Source organism: Polyangium jinanense (assembly GCF_028435365.1).
Genome location: NZ_JAGTJJ010000014.1, coordinates 84830 through 103279 on the forward strand (window position 1 = coordinate 84830; position 18450 = coordinate 103279).

12 protein-coding genes are annotated in these 18450 nt (G+C 70.6%); 6 read left to right on the forward strand and 6 right to left on the reverse strand.

Translation table 11 applies throughout. The features are described 5' to 3' along the window. Positions 1–95 precede the first annotated feature (95 nt). Positions 96–2453: a PQQ-binding-like beta-propeller repeat protein gene (locus tag KEG57_RS23660; protein ID WP_272423144.1), complete on the forward strand. Its 2358-nt coding sequence runs from the start codon at positions 96–98 to the stop codon at positions 2451–2453. Positions 2454–3173: 720 nt separating this feature from the next. Here KEG57_RS23660 and KEG57_RS23665 read toward each other — a convergent pair. Together KEG57_RS23665 and KEG57_RS23670 are read right to left on the reverse strand one after the other, a co-directional pair. Further along, positions 3174–3641, reverse strand: a complete 468-nt coding sequence (locus KEG57_RS23665) for a septal ring lytic transglycosylase RlpA family protein (protein ID WP_272423145.1) — start codon at positions 3639–3641, stop codon at positions 3174–3176. A gap of 72 nt (positions 3642–3713) precedes the next feature. Further along, the gene (locus tag KEG57_RS23670; protein WP_272423147.1) at positions 3714–4232 is read right to left on the reverse strand and encodes a hypothetical protein; all 519 of its coding nucleotides are present in this window, start codon (positions 4230–4232) and stop codon (positions 3714–3716) included. A gap of 183 nt (positions 4233–4415) precedes the next feature. Here KEG57_RS23670 and KEG57_RS23675 point away from each other — a divergent pair, with 183 nt between their 5' ends. Together KEG57_RS23675 and KEG57_RS23680 are read left to right on the forward strand one after the other, a co-directional pair. After that, the gene (locus KEG57_RS23675) at positions 4416–5234 is read left to right on the forward strand and encodes a hypothetical protein (protein ID WP_272423148.1); all 819 of its coding nucleotides are present in this window, start codon (positions 4416–4418) and stop codon (positions 5232–5234) included. Between the two features lie 28 nt (positions 5235–5262). Next, positions 5263–7743: a hypothetical protein gene (locus KEG57_RS23680; RefSeq protein WP_272423150.1), complete on the forward strand. Its 2481-nt coding sequence runs from the start codon at positions 5263–5265 to the stop codon at positions 7741–7743. 131 nt (positions 7744–7874) lie between these two features. Here KEG57_RS23680 and KEG57_RS23685 read toward each other — a convergent pair whose 3' ends face one another. Then, entirely contained in the window at positions 7875–8657 is a 783-nt protein-coding gene (locus KEG57_RS23685) for a sigma factor-like helix-turn-helix DNA-binding protein (RefSeq protein WP_272423152.1), read from the reverse strand. A gap of 209 nt (positions 8658–8866) precedes the next feature. After that, positions 8867–9391 carry a MerR family transcriptional regulator gene (locus tag KEG57_RS23690; RefSeq protein WP_272423153.1) on the reverse strand — a complete coding sequence of 175 codons (525 nt, stop codon included), beginning with the start codon at positions 9389–9391 and terminating at the stop codon, positions 8867–8869. A gap of 285 nt (positions 9392–9676) precedes the next feature. Here KEG57_RS23690 and KEG57_RS23695 point away from each other — a divergent pair, with 285 nt between their 5' ends. Genes KEG57_RS23695 through KEG57_RS23705 form a run of 3 tightly spaced genes read left to right on the forward strand, consistent with a single transcriptional unit; the run spans position 9677 to position 14162 of the window. Next, positions 9677–10528, forward strand: a complete 852-nt coding sequence (locus KEG57_RS23695; protein ID WP_272423154.1) for an alpha/beta fold hydrolase — start codon at positions 9677–9679, stop codon at positions 10526–10528. After that, entirely contained in the window at positions 10525–13137 is a 2613-nt protein-coding gene (locus KEG57_RS55695) for an ABC transporter substrate-binding protein (protein ID WP_272423155.1), read from the forward strand. The genes KEG57_RS23695 and KEG57_RS55695 overlap by 4 nt, the downstream gene beginning before the upstream one ends. After that, the gene (locus tag KEG57_RS23705; RefSeq protein WP_272423157.1) at positions 13128–14162 is read left to right on the forward strand and encodes an ABC transporter permease; all 1035 of its coding nucleotides are present in this window, start codon (positions 13128–13130) and stop codon (positions 14160–14162) included. The genes KEG57_RS55695 and KEG57_RS23705 overlap by 10 nt, the downstream gene beginning before the upstream one ends. On the opposite strand, the gene KEG57_RS23710 is transcribed toward KEG57_RS23705, so the two are convergent. After that, complete coding sequence (locus KEG57_RS23710) at positions 14163–16706, reverse strand: response regulator (protein ID WP_272423158.1); 2544 nt, start codon at positions 16704–16706, stop codon at positions 14163–14165. Positions 16707–16819: 113 nt separating this feature from the next. Beyond that, on the reverse strand, positions 16820–18385 hold the full coding sequence (locus tag KEG57_RS23715; RefSeq protein WP_272423160.1) for a serine/threonine-protein kinase: 1566 nt from the start codon (positions 18383–18385) through the stop codon (positions 16820–16822). Positions 18386–18450 lie beyond the last annotated feature (65 nt).

The window sequence follows — 18450 nt, forward strand, 5'->3', positions numbered from 1 at the left end:
GCTCCTAGCGACACTCCATCGGTTTGTCCACTCCGCGACGATCGATGCACAAAACTTAGGAAGCGACAGAAGCCTCTCTAGCATTCGGCCCACGGATGACCGGCCTCACTCTCGTTGCCCGACGCCCCGAGATCCAGCCTGCCTCGACCACCTCGGTCGACAGCCCGGCGCTGCGCGCGCTCTTCGACCTCGTGCTCGATCGCGCCCCTGACGCCACCGTCCTTCCCGAGCGAGACGCGACCTCGCTCGTGATCGACCTCGCTTATTCCGTCGCGGACCTCTGCGCTTCGCGCAGGCGCCGCGCCGCCCTCCGCGTGAGCCTCTGCGGCGAGCCCTGGGAGCTCGGCCTCGAACGCGCCGGACGAGACGTGCTCGTCTCCCTCGCGCAGACGAGCTCGAAGCCCGAGGTGGCGATCCACGAGCGACGTGTCGACGGCGACGCGCTCTCCACGCGGATCCTCGGCGCGCTCGACGCGCTCGCGGGCCGCTCGGAGCAGAGCGCCATCGCCTCGCTCGCCGCCCTCGACGGCGAAGGGCCGCGGTCGCAGCTCTACGGCGAAGCCGCGCGTATCGCCGCGGCCCGCGAGCACCTCGCCGCGAGCGCGCCCTTCGGTTCGGGGGAAGACCTCCCCGAGCCCGCCGTCGTCGCGGTCGAGCCGACGGGTGACGTGCCGATCACCATCGCGGCCGACATCCTCATGCGCACGCCCGTGCCTTCGGCCACGGCGGAGACGGCCGTGCAACGCGCCGATCTCTTCGCGCTCCTCTTCCGCGGCAAGCTGCGCGTCATCGTCGCCGAGCATGCGCGCGAGCTGCCCGACGTGTTCGTGTTCCTCTTCGCGGAGCAGCTCGTCGAGATCACGCTCGAGGCGCTCTCGGCGTGGGCGCTCGGCCGGCCCTACTACCGGCGCCTCACCATCGGCGGCGCCATCTGCGCCGTGCGTATCCAGGGCGAGGGCCACGCCTCGCTCACGATCGGCATGCCGCGCCGCGGCGCCGACGAGCGTGGACACGTGTGGACGTTCCCCGCCGTCGACGTGGGCGCGCTCGTGCAGAGCGTCGTCGCCTTCGGCCGCGCCCTCGCGCGGAGCGTCGTGCGCCGCGACCGCGCGCAGGCGCAGAACCTCCGCCTCTCCGCGTTCCGCACGAAGGTGCGCGAGCTCGGCGAGCGCATGCGCGACCTCACGCGCGACGACTCCAAGATCAACGACGCGCCCGAGGGCTACCGCGCCTTCGCCGCGTCCCTCCGCCAGCCGCCGGCTCCGCCCGAGGACGAGACCCTCGCCTCGAGCCGCCTGCGTTACACCCCGCGCTGGTTCGCCGCGATCCCCTCGATCGACCTGCGCGCCACCTTCCTCTGCGGCGACGCGCTCGTCGTCGGCGCCACGCGCGAGCTTTCCTGCATCGATCGTCGCACCGGCGAGCTCGCGTGGACGCGGCCCGTGCCTCGCGCCGCGAGCGTGATGACGCCCCTCGGCCTCGCGCGCATGGAGGCGGAAGGCGCGCTCCACCTGCACGACCTGCAGACGGGCGACGTCCTCTGGACCACGAACCTCACGCCGCGCACCGGCGCGAGCGCGTCGGGCGTCGTCGTGAGCACGCAGGGCCTCCCGCGCATGCTCGTCGTCAACGAAGGCGCGCGCCACCTCGCCGCGATCGATCTGCACGGCGGCGAGGTGCGGTGGCGCTACGCGTCGCGGAGGAGCGGCATGTTCCGGGTGCGTCGCGCGGGCAAGTTGCTCGTCGTGGCCTCGGGCGAGTCCGCGCTCGTCGCGCTCGACGTGCTCACGGGTGAGGTCGTCTGGCGGTTCTGCGATCGCCGCCGCTTCGCCTCGCACGTCACCGTCGATCACGACGCGCTCTTCGCGGTGAGCGGCGACGGCGCGTTCGTCGATCGCGGCAGCGCGCGCCTGCACCACATCGATCCCTGGTCCGGCGCCGCGCGCTGGAGCATCGATCTTCCCGCCGAGACGCGCCCACTCGGCGCGCCCCTGCTCGCGCCGGACACGGTCGTCATCCAGACGCACGGCCGCCGCGGCACGGGTCTCGTCGGCTTCGATCGCGCCACAGGCGCCCCGCGCTTCGACATCGTCGCCTGCGCCTCAGCGGCCTCGTGCCTCGTCGTCGACGGCACCGTCATCCTCAACAGCGAGGGCGGCGAGCTCGTGGCCATCGACGCGAAGGACGGCGCGACGCGTTACCGTCACGTCTTCGGCGGCGCCGAGGGCGACAGGCCGCGAAGGCTCGAGCCGATGCTCCGCTCGGGCGCGCTCTTCGTCCCGCAGAGCGAGCTCTTCGTCGTGCGTCCTCGCGATGGAAAACTCCTCGGCCGCGTCCCGGCCGATCTCGTGCCCGATCTCTTCCGCGTGGACGAGCGTTGCGACGTCTACGTCGTCGAAGAGAGCGGCCACATCGCCGCGTTCTCCACCGGCCCGCGGCTCCGGCTCGTGTGAGAGGGGCTCTCGGGGCGGCGTAGCGCTGGGGCGTTGCCCCAGGCCCCACCAGGGGCTGTCCGCCCCTGGACCCGGACCAGCCAGGGGCTGGACCCGGGGTCGATGAACTGCGCAACGCGCAGTTCATCGAACAGGCCGTGGCAAGACCAAGGGCGATTCTGCCGACCAAGACCAAAGTCGCAGCGCTGACAGGCGACATCGGCCCTCGTCCTCGTCTGTTCTGCTCCGCGACATGCCACGTCACCGTCGCCGGACCTCGGTCGCGAAGCCGAACAAGGCTCGTCGGCGCGACAGGGCAAGTATCTCGCCGCCGGACAAGTGGCGAGGCGTGTTCCCCGGGGAAGGTCGAGCCCGAAGACACGGGTCGGAGGCGGCCGACGAGCCTTGTCGAGCAGCCGAACACGGACCGTCGGCCGTTGATGTGCCTTGTCGCAGGGGACGATCAGCCAGCGCCGAGGCCAACGTCAGGAGGGCGGGCAACGTCCCTCCGGCGGTCGCCGGCCGGAGGCATCCGTTGCGCCGCCGAACACGCGCCGTCGACGGCAGAGGGCACGTGTTCGGCAGGATGACGGGCCTCTTGACGGCGACCGTTCGATGAACTGCGCATCGCGCAGTTCATCGACCCCGAGTCCAGCGCTTGCGCTGGTCCGGGTCCAGGGGTGGACAACCCCTGGTCGGGTCCGGGGTGAAACCCCGGCGCAACGGCAGGCGATGCCTGTATCAGCGACGCTTCTTCTTCTTCGCCGCTGTCTTCGGCGGCGGCATCGACACCACGCGCAGCACCACGTCGGCGACGCCCATCCGCACGATCCCTAGCGCCTCGGCCGCGCGCCGCGACAGATCGATGATCCGCCCTCGCACGTGAGGACCCCGATCGTTGATCCGCACCTCGACCGAACGTCCCTCGCGCTCGACCCGCACGATCGCGCCGAACGGCAGCGTCTTGTGCGCGGCCGTGAGCTCGGTCGGCTCGTATGGCTCGCCGCTCGCGGTTGGCCGCCCCTTCAACTTGTCCGCGTAATAACTCGCCTTGCCGCGCTCTTCACGCCCCGCCCCGGCTCCGCCCGCGGACGCCGCATCCGGCGTCACCGCGCCTCGCCCCGCCGTTTCCGCGCCGCCGCCGCAACCCGTGGACAGGCCGAGGAGCGCTGCGAGCGCGAGCCCAGGAAAGAGACGTCGAACCAGCATGATCGGGAGGCGCGCCCGAGGCGCGGCCGTATCTCCCGTCTATCCCGACATGCTGGGGGCGAAAAGCAAATCCTACGTCGGAGCCGTCGCCGGAGGATGCTCGCGCTCTGCCGGTGCTGCCTCCGCGTCTTCCGTGGCCGCCCGGGCCATGACGCTCGGCGCCGGGAGCTGCTTTGCGCCGGCCTTCGATCGCACGAACCGAGCGAGTTCGACGAAGGGCACGCGTGTCGGGCAGATCTCTTCCTTCTGCGCGAGCACCTCCATCGGCACGTGCGCGAGCGAGCGTGCCGCGGCGTCGTAGTCCGGCATGCTGCGCGACGACGAGAGCACGATCGTCATGAGCCCGGGGTACTCCCCGTTCGAGGCCGCGATGCGATCCGCCTCGCCCACGTCGCAACGCCCGCACGCGATACACCGCGAAAAACTCGCGACGCGCTCGCGCTCCGACGGGTCGAGCGCCGGCAGGCCGTCGGCGTCGTAGTTCTCGTGGAACAGCGGGAGGCCCGTCTTCCGCCCGAACAGCCTCCCGACGAGGACCTTGAACAGCGACCAGGCAAGCACCACGAGAGCGAGCGCGCGACCGGAGAGCACGTTCTCCCTATAGCAACGTGCGCGCCTCGGGGCAGGCATGGTTTCGCGGGCGACACGAACGAGCTGCCCGGGCCTTTGGATCCAAGCATCGCCCGAGACGTGGTAAGACCCGGGCAGGAGATGCGCTTGTTTCGCGACCGCTTCGCCCCGTGCGCCCCGACCCGCGTTGCCGCGCGGACTTCCTTGTTTGCGCTCCTCGTCGCCCTGGCCACCTCGGCCTGCAGCGGCACGGGTGACGGCGGCACGGGAGATCCGCCCAGCAAGCCCGCCGCCGATCCTTGTGGCGGAGGCGACCGACTGTCCGACGTCGTCTCGGAGCCGACCTGGGTCGATCCCGACCAGGCGATGAGCAATTTGTGCAGCTACCCGCCCGATCGGCCGGTCAACCTCTCGGGCCTGCGCATCGTGGCCATCGATCGCTTCGACGAGACCGGGAACGGCGCGTCGGGCAACTACTACGTGCAAGACGGCTGCGCTGATCCGATCGGCCCCTACTCCGGCATGACGGTGTACGCGCCCTCGTTCAGCCCGCCGGATCTACGCCTCGCCGAGGGCGACGTCGTCGACGTGCTCGGCAACCTCATGGAGTTCCCCGGTCCCACGAGCGGCCCGTTCCCGCAGTGCCGCACCTTGCCGGAGATCGGCGGCACCATGACGTTCCGCTTCGAGCTCGGCCCGGACCTTCCCGCGAGGACGATCCCGACCACCGACCTCAAGACGTACGAAGGCGCGCGCCAGTGGCTCGGCATGCTCGTGCGCATCGAAAATGTCGAGATCGCCGACAAGGCGTACGAGAGCAGCGGCCGTTACTCCGCGCCGATCGACGTCGGCGGCGGCATCAGCCAGATCGACGTGCCGAGCATCTCGAACGAGCTCTTCGACCTGAAGAACAAGGGCCCGCTCCTCGCCGAGGGCGTGAAGTTCAAGGCCGTCACCGGCGTCGTCACCTACTTCTACGGCTTCAAGATCGCGCCTCGCTCCGCGGCCGACTTCGAGCTCTGATCCCCCGAGCTCGCGCCTCGCACCGGCCATGAAGACGACGCCCGAGACCCCGCCCGACACCCACCCGCGGCGGCCTCCGTCGCGAACGTTCGTGCGCTTCGCCGCGCTCGCCGCGCCCCTCGTGCTCACCTCTTGCAGCGGCGCGAATGCAACGTCCACGCGGGGTGGTCCTTCGGTGCTCACCGCGCCCGGGGGCGCGCCGATCGCGGGGATCGAGGTCCATGCCCTCGACGAACGCCCGCGCCTCACGCTCGTGAACCGCGACGGTGATCCCGCGCCCGCCATCGCCGTCGCGTTCGCCACGGATCCGGGCCCGGCCACGGCCGCTGTGCTCTCGGCGCTCGTCGAGGCGCGCCTCACGACCGCGGGGTTCGAGACGCGCGTGCGCGCCGATCGCACCGGCTTCCGCGTCGAGTGGCTCGTCGACAACACCACGCGCATCACGCCCTTCTTCGGTGCGCTCGTCCGCGCGATGCGCGATCCCGTCGTCGCGAACGGGCCCGAGACGCCGCTCGTCACGCGCCGCCTTTTGGCCTTGCGCAAGACGCCGCTCGACGCGCCTGAGCTCGCGGCCGCCTCCGCGTGCACGGGGCGCCTCGGCCTCTCGCCGAGCGAGCCCGTGCCCGATCCCGCTGCGCCCACGTTCGCCGGCGAGCTCGAAGGACAACGCCGCGAAGGTCTGCACGCAGGACGCGCCTCCATCGCCGCCGTCGGCCCCGCGTCGTTCGGCGCGCTCGTCGCGAAGGCGCTCGAAGCGAGCGAAGGCTGGCCCATCGGCGAGCCCGCCGCCGATCCCTTCCCGACCGCCGACACCGTTGCGAGTTACGTCGCGCCGCCGCAGAGCGCGCCGCGCGGTCAGGTCACGCTCGCCGTTCGGCTCGGCGATGCCCTCGGCGCGGTCGCGACCGCTGAGCGCCTCGCGGCTCCGGGCTCACCGCTCCATGCGCGGCTCGGCAGCTTGCCGGAAGCGTTCCACGCCGTGGAGGTCGTCGGCGTCGCGCGCGCCCGCGGCGGCTGCGTGAGCGTCACCATCGAGCCCGACGTGCGCATCGATCCCGCTGCGCTCGAGCGCGCAGCTGCCCGCGCGGCTGCCATCACGCGTCACGAAATCCGCCTCGAAAGCGCGGCCCCTGCGAACGCCTCTGTCGCGATGCGCCAGATCCTCTCCGCGGCCGACCCGCGCGACGCCGCATCCCGCGCTGCCTGGTGGGATCTCACGACGCCCGTTCCTTCTGCGCCTCCGCGTCTCGCCGTCGCGCTCGCCTTGCCGCCACGCGCAACGACCGCGCCTGGATCGTCCGGACGCACCTTCGCCGCCGAGCTCGACAGCGCGTGGGCGAAGGCGAACGAGCCTGTCGTCGAGCGTCGCGCCGCTGTCGAGCGTGGCCAGGGTGAGCTCTGGGCCCTCGTCGCGAGCCCTTGTGGCGTCGTCGACGAAGGCGCGACCGACGCGGGCTTGACGGCGCTCGCGATGCTCGCGGCCGCGGCCTCGCGTGATCCGAACGCGGGTGTCGCCCTCGAACCTTGGGTCGGACCGGATGGCGTCGGCCTCGTCGCGCATGCCGCGCCGCGTGACGAACACGAAACGCCCGTCGAACTCGCGCGGCGTGTCGGCGATGCGGCTGCGCGTGCCTTGTCGCCGACTGCGCTCACGTCGCTCGCGCTCACCGAAGCGCGCACCTCGGCGCTCGCGCACATCGAGCGCACGACCGGCCGCGGCGGCGTCGCCTTCGAAACGCTCGCGTCCGCGCTCGTGCCCGAACATCCCTCGTGGCTCGATCCGCTCGGCGTCTACACGCGTGTCTCTGGTGCGGGCCTCGAAGGCACGCGCCTCCGGCTGCGCACGCTCCTCGAAGGACCGCTCCGCCTCGCGGTGCTCGCGAATGCGGACGCCGCGCAAGCTGCGGAGGTCGCGCAGGCCGTGGATCGATGGCTCGTCCCGCGACCGCCTGCGCGCGCTTGTCCGACCTCGACACGCGGCGCGCCTCGCACGGGCCCGCTCACGGCGCGCCTCGCGCGTGATGCAGGCCTCGCGCAGGCGCTCGTCGCGGCGCCCATGCCGGCCGTCTCTGCGTCTGGCCACGACCTCGCGCTCTTCGTCGCGCTCGCGCTCGGCGGCGACGGTGGCCTCCTCGAGGCTGCGCTCCCGCCTTCGAACGGCGTCCGCGCGACGGCGCGCATCGTCGGCACGAATCAAGCTGCTGCGCTCGTCATCGACGTCCGCGCGCCTTCGGATTTGCTTGCGTCTGCGGTGAACGACGTCCGCGCGCTCCTTGGCCGGCTCTCGCGCTCGGGCCTTGGCGCGCCGGAGTTCAGCCGCGCTGCGGCGCTCGCGTCGCGACGTGACACCGAATCACGCGCCGACCCGCGCCGCCGCCTCATCCAGCTCTGGTCTGGCCGCAGCCAAACGCCCCGCGAAACGCCCACGGCCCAAGCGATCGCCGCCTTCCTTGCGACGTCCCTCGCCGAAAACGCGCTCCTCGTGGTCGAGACGCACCCGGATCCCTGATCCCATGCATCGACCGCATCGCGGTCGATGCACCTGAGGTCCAGGGCTTGCCCTGGTTCGGGTCCAGGGGCGAACAGCCCCTGGTCGGGACCGGGGTGAAACCCCGGCGCTACGCCGCTGCGGGGCTCCCCTCAGAACAGATCGTCCGACTCTTCGAGAAGCTGCGGCTCCTTCGAATCCGAATCCGAATCTGCCTTGGCCTCGGCGGCGTCGTCATCATCGAAATCGTCGTCGTCCTCGTCCTCGTCGCGCTCTTCCTCGTCGATGTCCTCGTCGTCGCTCTGCGCGAGCACGGGCAGACGACGCTTGCCGACGGGACCCTCGTCCACGTAGTCGCGCAGCCCCATCATGTCGCGCAGCGCTTGCAGCTTTGCGAGTGCCTTCACCTCGACCTGACGGATGCGCTCGCGCGTCAGGTTCATGATGGCGCCCACGTCTTCGAGCGTCGTGCCACCACGATCGGCCACGTCGAGCGCGCAGCTCTCGCTCATCTCCCAGGCTTCGAGATCCGGGAAGTTCAGCTTGATTGCGCCCGTCCTTGCCGACACGTCGAGGAACAGGTGGTGCTTGCACGACACGTACGGGCACGGCCGCGGACCGTCGGCGCACTCGGCGCGCGTGCGCGGCTTCCAGTAGTCCACCTCGGGATAGAGCATCCGCCCGATCTCGAGCTCGCGCTTGGTCATGCGCTTGACGCTGATCGTCCGGGCGCGGACCTCACGCTTGCGACGCGAGCGCCTCTGCTCGCGCGTGATCGCGGTTGCGGATGTTGCGGGGGCTGCCTTTCGGGCGAGCGCGCCCTCGACGAGGTTCTCGTCGCCGGTCTCCCTCGTCTGCGCGTCGTTCATGCCGCTGTCCATATCGTCCTCGAGCTCTCCGAAACCGCCGAGCTCGCCATCACCCATCGTTGCCATGCGCTGCCTCCCGCTGGTCCTTCCGTACTGCGCGCGCACGTCCCCCTGCCCGTTCGGAGACCGGTCCGGACGAGTGCAGGGGTCCTGCTCCCTGTCGATTACGTTTTCGTCTTCATCGATGGAGGACGGTCCAGCCGTCCTTCATCGACTTGAAATCAGCCCCGAGGCGTCAACCGCGACGCCGCGGAAAAATCTTTTTTTTCGGTCCTTCAGGAGCCTGTTGCCGCTGCTCTTCGCGAGAGCCGGGCCTGGGCCATCAATCGCTCTTCGATCGCCGAGAGCTTGGCCACGAGGTCCTTGGCGAGCCTCTCCGCCATGGAGAGCTCCTGATGGATGGCTCGATCGCTCGTGTCGCTTCGCCGATCCTTGGCTGCGTCACGAAGCGCATCGAACACTTTACCGATTGTCCGCTCGAGCTCCTCGATGTCACCCCTCACGAAGAGGAACTCCCGCTGGATCTCCTCGATCGTGTAGTCCTGCGCCATCATTTCCTTGATGCGCTGGATCTGCCTGACCACCGTCGCCGGGTAGAGCCCTTGCGAGCCCTGGTGCTTTCCCTTTTTGCCGACCCGGACGCTCCGGGGCAGGAGGCCGAGCTGTACGTATTTTCGAAGCGTGGCCTCACTGAATTTGATCCCGTGGGCGGCGAAGATGTCGAGGATCTCGGCCGACGTGATGCCTTGTTCGTGTTCGCGTTCGAGACGATCGAGCGCGTCGTCCGAGATCCGCTGCAAGGTTCCGCCTCCGCCCCGTTCGGGGCAGCTCCCTTAACGACGCTCGTGAATGTATTCCACTCAGTAGAATACAGTCAATCTAACGGACTGTGATTATTTCCGGATGCGCGAAGAGCCTGCGCCTCCCGCATTTTCCGAAACGCACTAGGACATTTTCGGTCCGCCCTAGGATCGTTTTTTCTTGACCGTTTTGTGCATCTGAGGATCCCCCCCTCCCCCGTCAATGAGTGCATCTCCCTACACTGACTGCCGCTTTCCGCACGACTGATAGGCTTGCTCCCTCCCATGGCCGACAAGAACCCCGACCCCCCTGCGCGGGTCCTGCGGGATGTGAATGCCCGCGGCGTCCGCATGCGTGTCCTCGAAGCAGGCTCGGGGCCCGCGCTCTTGCTCGTGCACGGCTTCCTCGTGAGCCACCGCTCGTTCGACGACATCATCGACGCGCTTGCGCCGCGCTTTCACGTCATCGCGCCCGATCTGCCCGGGTTCGGCGAGAGCGAGAAGCCGAGCCCGACACGTTATCCGTACGGGATCGAGGCCTTCGCCGAGTCGATGGCCGATCTCATCGCGGCCTTTGGCGTCGGCCGCGCGTCCGTCATCGGCCACGGGATGGGCGCGGCCGTCGCGCTCACGCTCGCGGCCGAACACCCTGAGCTCGTGACGCGCCTCGTCGTGGAGGACGCGCTCTGTTACCCGTTCCCGCTGAGCCTCCGCGGCCGCTTGCCGCTCTTGCCCGTGCTCGGCGGCGCGATCTTCAAGCAGCTCTACGGACGCAGGACGTTCCGCTCCTACTTCCGCGACGAGTTCTTCCGCCCCGGCGCGGCGCTGCCGCACGAGCGCATCGATCAGCACTACGACTTCTTCAACGGCCCCTCCGCGCGCGAAAGCGCGTACGCAGTGCTGCGCGCCATCCTCGACACGCGACCGATCGTCGCGCGCATCACGCGCATCACGACGCCCACGCTCGTCGTGTGGGGCCGCGACGATCGCATCTTTCCGGCGGCCTCCGCGCAGCGCCTCGCGCGCGAGCTGCCCCAGGCCAAGCTCGCGATCCTCGACGCCGCGCACGCCCCGCACGAGGAGCGCCCGCGCGAGTTCGCCGACCTCGCCGCGCAATTCTTGGAGGGCAAACGGTGAACCTCCGCGAGGCCGCGCGGACCTTCGCCAAGAACCCCGCGCAACGTACGGGGTTTTTCCTCGTGCTCGGGCTCGTCGGTTTTTCCCTCCTCGGTCCCCTCCTCGTCCCGCACGATCCCAACACGAGCGACTTCACCCTCGTGCGTGACGCGCTCGGCGCGCCCCCCGGTCCCTCGCGGACACACCTCCTCGGCACCGACGCGCTCTACCGCGACGTGCTCGCGCGCCTCGCGCACGGCGGACGGCTCTCGCTCGGCATCGCAACCCTCGCCACGCTGATCGCCACGCTCGTCGGCACCGCCGTCGGCGTGACGGCGGGGTATGCCGCACAGACGCGCGCCGCGGCGATCGACGTCACGCTCATGCGGATCGTCGACATCCTGCTCGCGCTCCCGTTCCTGCTCGTCGTCACGGCAATCGGCGCGTTCGTCGGTCGATCCGACACGCTCACCGTGCTCTGCGTGCTCGGCCTCTCGGGTTGGGGCGGCTTCGCGCGTGTGCTCCGCGCGAAGACGATGCAGATCCGCTCGCTCTCGTTCGTCACGGCTGCGCGCGCGCTCGGCGCGGGGCACGTGCGTATCGTCTTACGCCATGTCCTTCCCAACGCCGCGAGCTCCATCGTGGTGCTCGCGACCACGAGCGTCGGACAGATGATGCTCGCCGAGGCCGTCCTCGGGTACCTCTCGCTCGGCGTGCCGCCGCCCGAGGCCACGTGGGGACGCATGCTGTACGAGGCCGAGCCCTTCGTCGGCACGCGCCTCGGCCTCGTCGCCGCGCCCGCGATCGCCATCCTCATCTCCGTGCTCGCGTTCGGTCGCGTCGGCGAAGGTTTGCGCGACGCGTTGGAAGCTCCGTCGGGACAAACCCCGCCGAAGGCACGCGTGCACGCCGATCTCCTGCTCGTCGCGGCCGCGCTCCTTCTCCTCGCCGTCATCCGCCCGGCGCCCGTCGCGCCGCCGCTCACCTCGCATCCGCCCGATCGCGCACCCATGCGTGGCGGCACGCTCCGCGTCGCCACCATCGTCAACGTGCGTACGCTCGATCCCGCGCTCGCCTACGACGAGGCCGCCACCGCGCTCTCCGACCTCGTCTTCGCGCGCCTCGTCACCTTCGCCGAAGACGGCCGCATCGTCCCCGAGCTCGCGCGCGACATCCAGATCGCAGCCGACGGCCGCACGTACACCTTCTTCCTTCGCGACGGCGTCGTCTTCCACGACGGCGCGCTTCTCCGCGCCGCCGACGTCGCGCGCTCCCTCGAACGCACGCTCCACCCGCGCACGCCCTGCCCGGCCGCGAGCCACTACGCGTCCATCCTCGGTTTTTCCGCCTTTCATGCGGGCAAAACGCCTCACCTCGAAGGCGTGCGCGCCACGGGCGACCTCACCGTGGAGATCACGCTCGAGCGCCCCGACCCGACGTTCCTCCCGCTCCTCACGCTCGCGTTCGCCGCGCCCGTGTGCCCGTCTTCCGGCGCAACCGTCGACGCTGCCCACCCGCCCTTGCCCTGCGGCGCCGGTCCTTTTCGCGTCGCGTCGTGGGAGCCCGAGGCTCCGATCCGGCTCGCGCGGCACGTGGCCTACTTCGAGCCGGGCAAACCCTACCTCGACGCGATCGAGTGGCACACGAGCGAGCGCTCCACGTCGCAACGTTACAAGTTCGAACGCGGCGCGCTCGACTACACGCGTGATCTCGGCAGCCAGGATGCCGCCCTCTACCGCGCGAGCTCCGCGTGGTCGGGGCAGCACGCGTTCTCACGTTCCCGCGCGACGAACGCGATCTTCATGAACACCGAGCTCTCGCCCTTCGACGTGCGCGCCGTGCGTCGCGCCGTCGCGCTCGCGGTCGATCCGAGCGTGCTCGAAAAGGTGCGCAGCGAAGTGCGCGCCACGTCGCGTGTGCTCCCCGAAGGCATCCCGGGGGCCGAGGGCATCCCGCCCATGCGCCGTCACGACCTCGCCGCGGCGCTCGAAGAAATGCGGCGCGCGGGATACGCCTTCGACCCGGCCACGGGCCGCGGCGGCTACCCGCATCCCATCGACTACCTCGCGCCCGCGGACACGTTCGAGCAGCAAGCGGCCGAAGTCTTCGCGGAGCAGCTCGCGCGTATCGGACTTCGCGTGCGGCTGCGGCTCACGAGTTTCGCGACGTACCTGGCGGAAGCTTCACGCAGGCGCACGACCCCCATGGGCTGGGCCGGCTGGGAGGCCGACTTCCCCGACCCCGGAAACTTCTTCGAGCCCACGCTCTCGTCCCGCGCGATCGACGACGACCACTCGCAGAACTACGCCTTCTTCGCGCACGAGGAGTTCGACCGCGTCCTCGAAGCCGCGTCGAGCGAGCGTGATCCCGAAGCGCGACGCCGCCTCTTCGTGCGCGCCGAGGAGATCGTCCGCGACGAGGCCCCGTGGGTGCCGGTGTATTCCCCGCGCGCCTTCGAGATCTGGCAACCCTACGTGCGCGGCTACACGCCGCACCCGATCGTCCCGCAGCGCTTCCGCGACACCTGGATCGACACGGTCGCCCTCGCCGAGGCACACACACAATCGAAGCTCGGGCCCGCGTCGCTCTTGCTCCCCTTCGCTTCCCGACGAGGTTCGCCATGGCGATGAGCCTCGCGCGTTTGGCGCGCCGCGTCGGCTGGGCGCTCGTCGTCATCTACGGCGTGACGATGGTGTCGTTCGTCCTGGTGCACGTGCTGCCCGGTGATCCGGTGCGCATGCTCGTCGGGCCGCAGGCCTCGGCCGCCGACGTCGCGCGCGCGCGCGAGCTCTACGGACATGGCGGCCCGCTCCGCGTGCAGTACCTGCGCTTCATGCGAAGGCTCGTGCACACCGGCGCGGGCCCCACGGCGGAAGCCCGCAAGGAGCGCGAGCACCGGAGCTGCGCGGCGATCGGGCCGGTGCACATCGATCTCGGGCAGAGCTTTCATTATCGAAGGCCCGTCGTGGACCTCGTGGCTGCGAAGCTCCCGCGCTCGCTCGAGCTCGCGCTCGCCGCGCTGCTCGTGCAGCTCTCGCTCGGCCTCGGCCTCGGCATCACCACGGCCGCGCGCCGCGGCAGCCGATGGGACGAGCTCGGCGCGGGCCTCTCGCTCCTCGGCATCAGCGCGCCCACGTTCCTCACCGGGCTCGTGCTCCAGTACGTGCTCGCGCATCGCCTCGGCGTGCTCCCGTACGACGGGCTCGGAAAAACCCCCGGCGAGCATCTTCTTTCGCTCGTGCTACCGGCCCTCACGCTTGGCATCTACGGCAGCGCCCTCTACTCGCGCCTCGTCCGCGCCGAGCTCGGCGCCGCGCTCGCCGAAGACCACGTGCGCACCGCGCTCGCCAAGGGCGCCTCACGCGTGCGAGCCCTCATCGTGCATGGCCTGCGCCCGACGCTCGTCCCGATTACCACGCTCGCCGCGCTCGATCTCGGCGCGCTCGTCGGCGGCGCCGTCGTGACCGAGCGGCTCTTCCGGTGGCCCGGCATGGGGCAGATGGCCGTCGAGTCGCTCCTCAACCGTGACGGGCCCGTCATCGTCGCGACGGTGCTCGTGGCCTCGACGGCCGTCGTGCTTTCGACCTTGCTCGTCGATCTGCTCGCGCCGCTCCTCGATCCGCGAATCGACCGCGCACCGAAGAACGACGCGTGATCACATCCCGGCGAGCGCGCGGCACTCGGCGCCGCGCGCCGACTCGGGCCCCGCGATCTCGGCACACTTGCGGAACGCGGACGCGCCTCCGCCCGCCGCGCCGAGCAGGTACCAGGCCTCGGCGCTGCCCGGCGATTGCTGCGTGTACTGCTTCGCAAGCTGCCGCGCCTTGCCCATGTTGCCGGACTCCATCGCCTTCTGGATCCGCACCGGCAGCGGGCCCGAGTCATCGGCGGGCGTGGGCGGAGGCGTAGGCTCCGACGCGGGTGCCTCACCGCCCGAAGGTTTGCCCGTCGACGCCGGCTGCGAGGTCGGCGCGGACGACGGGGCCGCCGTGGGCTCCACCGTCGGCGCGGCCGTGGGCTCTGCCGTCGGCGTGGTCGTCGGTGTCGGCGCGGGCGCAGGCGCTTGCGTCGTGACCGCGGGCGCGACCGTGTTCTGCGTGGTCGTCGGCGTCGGCGCGGGCGGCGTCGGCAGCGTCGTGCTCGTGCCTTTCGTGTCGGTTCGTCCGGACAATTGCTGCTTCGCGATGCCGATGAGCACGAGCACTGCGAGCACGGCGAGCACCCCGCCGACGATCTTCATCATCCGCGCCTGACGCGCGCGTTGCTCGGGCGACGGGCCGATCGGGAGCACGTCGCTCGACGGAGGCGGCTCGCTGATGCGCGCCATCTCCGCGCTGGCCGCATCCTCCAGCGGCTCGCCCGATCCCTCCGCGTACGCCTCCTCCGCGGGAGGCGCCGCGCCCTCGTCGCTCGCGCTCTCCTCGGCCGGAGCCGCTTCCGCCGATGCCTCTGCGGCCGCTGTTTCCTCCGCGGCAGGCGCCTCTTCTTGCGTCGCCTCCGCGGCCTCGGCAGGCGCCTCTTCCTGCGTCGCCTCCTCGGCTGGCGCCTCGGCCGCCTCCGACGCGGCCTCCTCCGGTGCAGCCTCGGGTTCCGGCAGCCGCACGGCTTCACGCTCGGTGGGTTGCGTCGTCTCGGCGGCCTTCAGCGGCTCGGGCGGTGCTTCTTCCGGCGCGGCGTCCGCGGCTGCATGGGCCGCTGGCTCCGGCGCCGACACGGGCGGCGGTGCTGCGCCCGGCGCTCGACCTGACGCCGTCGTCGGCGGCGCGGTCTCTTCGCCCTCGTCTGCAGCGAGCCGCCCCGGCGCGCCGAGCGCACCCTTCCCCCCTGCGCGACGCGTCTGCGGCGGCCGCTCCTCCTCGACCGCGCGCGTCGCTGCCACCGCGCTCGCGCCGGGCGTCCCTTGCCGGATCGTCTCCGGCCCGCGCGGCGGATTCAGCCGACTCTCCGGCGCGGGAGAGATCCCGATCGATCGAATCGGGCTCGTCACGCCGCCCCATGCGCCTCGCCCGCGCGTGCTCACCGGCGCCGTCGCCGACAGCATCATCGACGACGCGGCTGGCACGACCGGATCCTCGAAGAGCAGATCCCCCGGCATCGGCGCGATCGGCTCGCCGGGGATGACCGCGCGTTGCGACGACGTCGCGCCGAGCAGCGAACGCGCCATCGCGGTCTGCGGCGCCGCCTCGTCGTGCGCGCCTTCGCCTACCATCGCGTCCTCCGGCGGCGCCGGCGGCTCCGAGGGTTCCATGCGGGGCACGAGCAGCCCCTCGAAATAGAGCTTCGATATCGTCGACAGCGTCGAGAGATCCTCGAACGGCGACGCATCGACGACGCCCATCAGATCACGACGGCCATCGAACAACCGAAGAATCCCGTTCAGCTCGTCGGGGATCTCGTTCAACCGATCGACGAGCTCCTCGGCGTTCACCTCGAACACCGTCGTCAGCGACGGAAGCGCTTCGAGCAGCCGCCCCCACTCGTCGACGCGCCGCATGCCTTCCATCAGGAGGCCCTGCGTCGAGGCGCCGATCACGTCGACATTGTCGACCTTGCAGAACTCGACCTCGAACGACCCCTCGTTCCACAGGAGCGCGCGATACACCGCCTCCTCTCCCATGAGACGCCCGAGCGTCGCGTCGACGACCTTGCCTTCGCGGAAGTAAATGTGCGCGTCGTGCCGCTCGTAGCGAATGTGCACGATGCCGCTCTTGCGGCTGACCTCGAAGGTCTGCAGCAAGTCGACCACGCCCATGTCCGAGACGAGCCCGCTGAAGCGCGTGCGGCCGCCGGTCTGGTTCTGCTGCTTCGTGGCGATGCCCTCGCGCGTGCGCCGCGCGATCAGCAGATTCACGCGCGCGATGAGCTCGCGGACGAAGATCGGCTTCGTGAGGTAGTCCTCGACGCCGAGTTCGAGGCCCCGGATCTTGTCCTCGATCGACTTCTGGCTCGTGAGGAAGACGACCGGGATCGAGGCCCAATCGCGGTTTTCCTTGAGCCGCCGCACGAGCGCGTAGCCGTCCATGTTCGGCAGGCGCGTGTCGGTGAGGATCAGGTCGGGCGACGAGAGCTCGATCTTCGAGAGGGCATCCGCTCCGTCTTGCGCCGTCGTGACGCTGAAACCGGCCTTTTTGAGGCTTACTTCGAGCACCCGCAGGCTGCGGGCGTCAGCGTCGACCAGGAGGAGCTGTTGTTTTGCCACGAGGGTTTTCCGCCCAGGAAGGATGGCGAGGGCGCGCGTCGGGTGTCAAGTCGGGTGATCCCGGCAGCAAGGGCCCGTCATTCGCAAGTGATCGAGAACGCCGGCGGTCCTCGCTAGCCCCACGGATCGACGACGTCCCCACCGCCGCCCGACTTCTTCTTCGTCGTCGTGGTCGGCGGCGGCGTCGGCGTGGTCGCAGGCGCGGTCGCGGTGGGCGGCGAGCCCGTGCTCTTCCACGTGCCGCCGGTCGTCGTGCCAAACGGACGCACCACGGCCGTCTGCGCGCCCGTCGGCGTCGGCGGGACCTGCGCGGTCGGCGTCGGCGGCGTCGGCTCCTCCGTCGTGACCGCGGGCGGCGTCGTCACCGTGGGCGTCGGCGCAGGCGTCGCGACTGCGGCCGGCGTCGTCGGCGTCGCGGGAACCGTCGCCGTCGGCGCGGTCGGCGTCGTGGGAGCCGTCGCCGTCGCCCCTGTCGTCTGCGGCGTGAGCGGCGGCTGGATCGCGAGATACGCGACCACGCCGAGCGCGATCACCGTGGCCGCGGCGAGCACCACGACGAGCGGCCCCCGCGCGGCCGACGCGGCAGGCGCCTCGCGTTTTTCCGCGCGCGGCGGGCCAATCGCCTGGCCTTCCTCGCCGAACATGAGATCGCCGCTCTGCGGAATGAGGCCCATCGCCTCTTCGAGCGCCGCTGCGAGCTCCGCCATCGTGGCGAACCGCTCGGCCGGGTTTTTCGCGAGGCAACGGTTGATGATCTCGCCGAGCGGCCCGATCTGCGAGGGATCGGGGACACGTTGCTCGACGGGCACAGCCGCGCCGTGGATGTGCTGATCGAGCACGCCCTTGAAGCTGTCGGCCTCGAAGGGCACGCGGCCGGTCAGGCACTCGTACATGATCACGCCGAGCGCGTAGATGTCAGTGCGATGATCCACGGGCTGCCCCATCGCTTGCTCGGGGCTCATGTAGTGTGGCGTGCCGAAGATGATGCCCTGGCGCGTGACGCGGCTCGTGCCCGCGATCTTCGCGAGGCCGAAATCGAGTAGTTTTACGAACTCGCGATCGCCGCTGCGGACGAGGAAGACGTTGTCCGGCTTGAGATCGCGGTGGATGACGCCCGCCTCGTGCGCCGACGCGAGGCCGAGCGCGCACTGAAGCCCGATCGCCGCCGTGCGATCCGCCGGCAGGATCCGCTCGCTGCGCAGCACGCTCGCGAGGGAGCTCCCCGTGAGCAGCTCCATCACGAAGTACGGGACCTTCGAGCTGAGCGGCGCGCTCTTGTCCGGAACGACCTCGCCGAAGTCGCTCACGGCGACGATGTTCGGATGCCCGATCGCCGCGGCCGCCTTCGCTTCCTGGATGAACCGCGTGACGATCTGCGCGTCGCGCGCGATGTCGGCGCGCAGCACCTTGAGGGCGAACCTGCGCCCGAGCGTGGTGTGCCGAACCTCGTACACCGAGCCCGTCCCGCCCTCGCCGAGCACCGACACGACCTCGTAACGGCTGTCGATGATCTGGCCGATGAGCGGATCGGCGTTCGGGTTCCAGTCCGGCGCGTCGATGAGCGCGTCGCCGTCGTACGGGCAGAAGCGCACCTCGCCGGAGAAGCACTTGTCGCAGGCGGGGCAGCGCCGGGCGCGCGCCCGCTTTTGCTTCCCGTCGGTCACGAGCGATGCGTCCACGGCGGCTCCGTTCGGCTCGCGAGGAGGGGCGGGCGAAGGCGCCGGAGCGTCGTTCCCTATGCGGA

Coding starts and splice junctions, on each gene's coding strand:
- KEG57_RS23660 (WP_272423144.1), top strand. CDS start 96: ATGACCGGCCTCACTCTCGTTGCCCGACGCCCCGAGATCCAGCCTGCC.
- KEG57_RS23665 (WP_272423145.1), bottom strand. CDS start 3,641: ATGCTGGTTCGACGTCTCTTTCCTGGGCTCGCGCTCGCAGCGCTCCTC.
- KEG57_RS23680 (WP_272423150.1), top strand. CDS start 5,263: ATGAAGACGACGCCCGAGACCCCGCCCGACACCCACCCGCGGCGGCCT.
- KEG57_RS23685 (WP_272423152.1), bottom strand. CDS start 8,657: ATGGCAACGATGGGTGATGGCGAGCTCGGCGGTTTCGGAGAGCTCGAG.
- KEG57_RS23695 (WP_272423154.1), top strand. CDS start 9,677: ATGGCCGACAAGAACCCCGACCCCCCTGCGCGGGTCCTGCGGGATGTG.
- KEG57_RS23705 (WP_272423157.1), top strand. CDS start 13,128: ATGGCGATGAGCCTCGCGCGTTTGGCGCGCCGCGTCGGCTGGGCGCTC.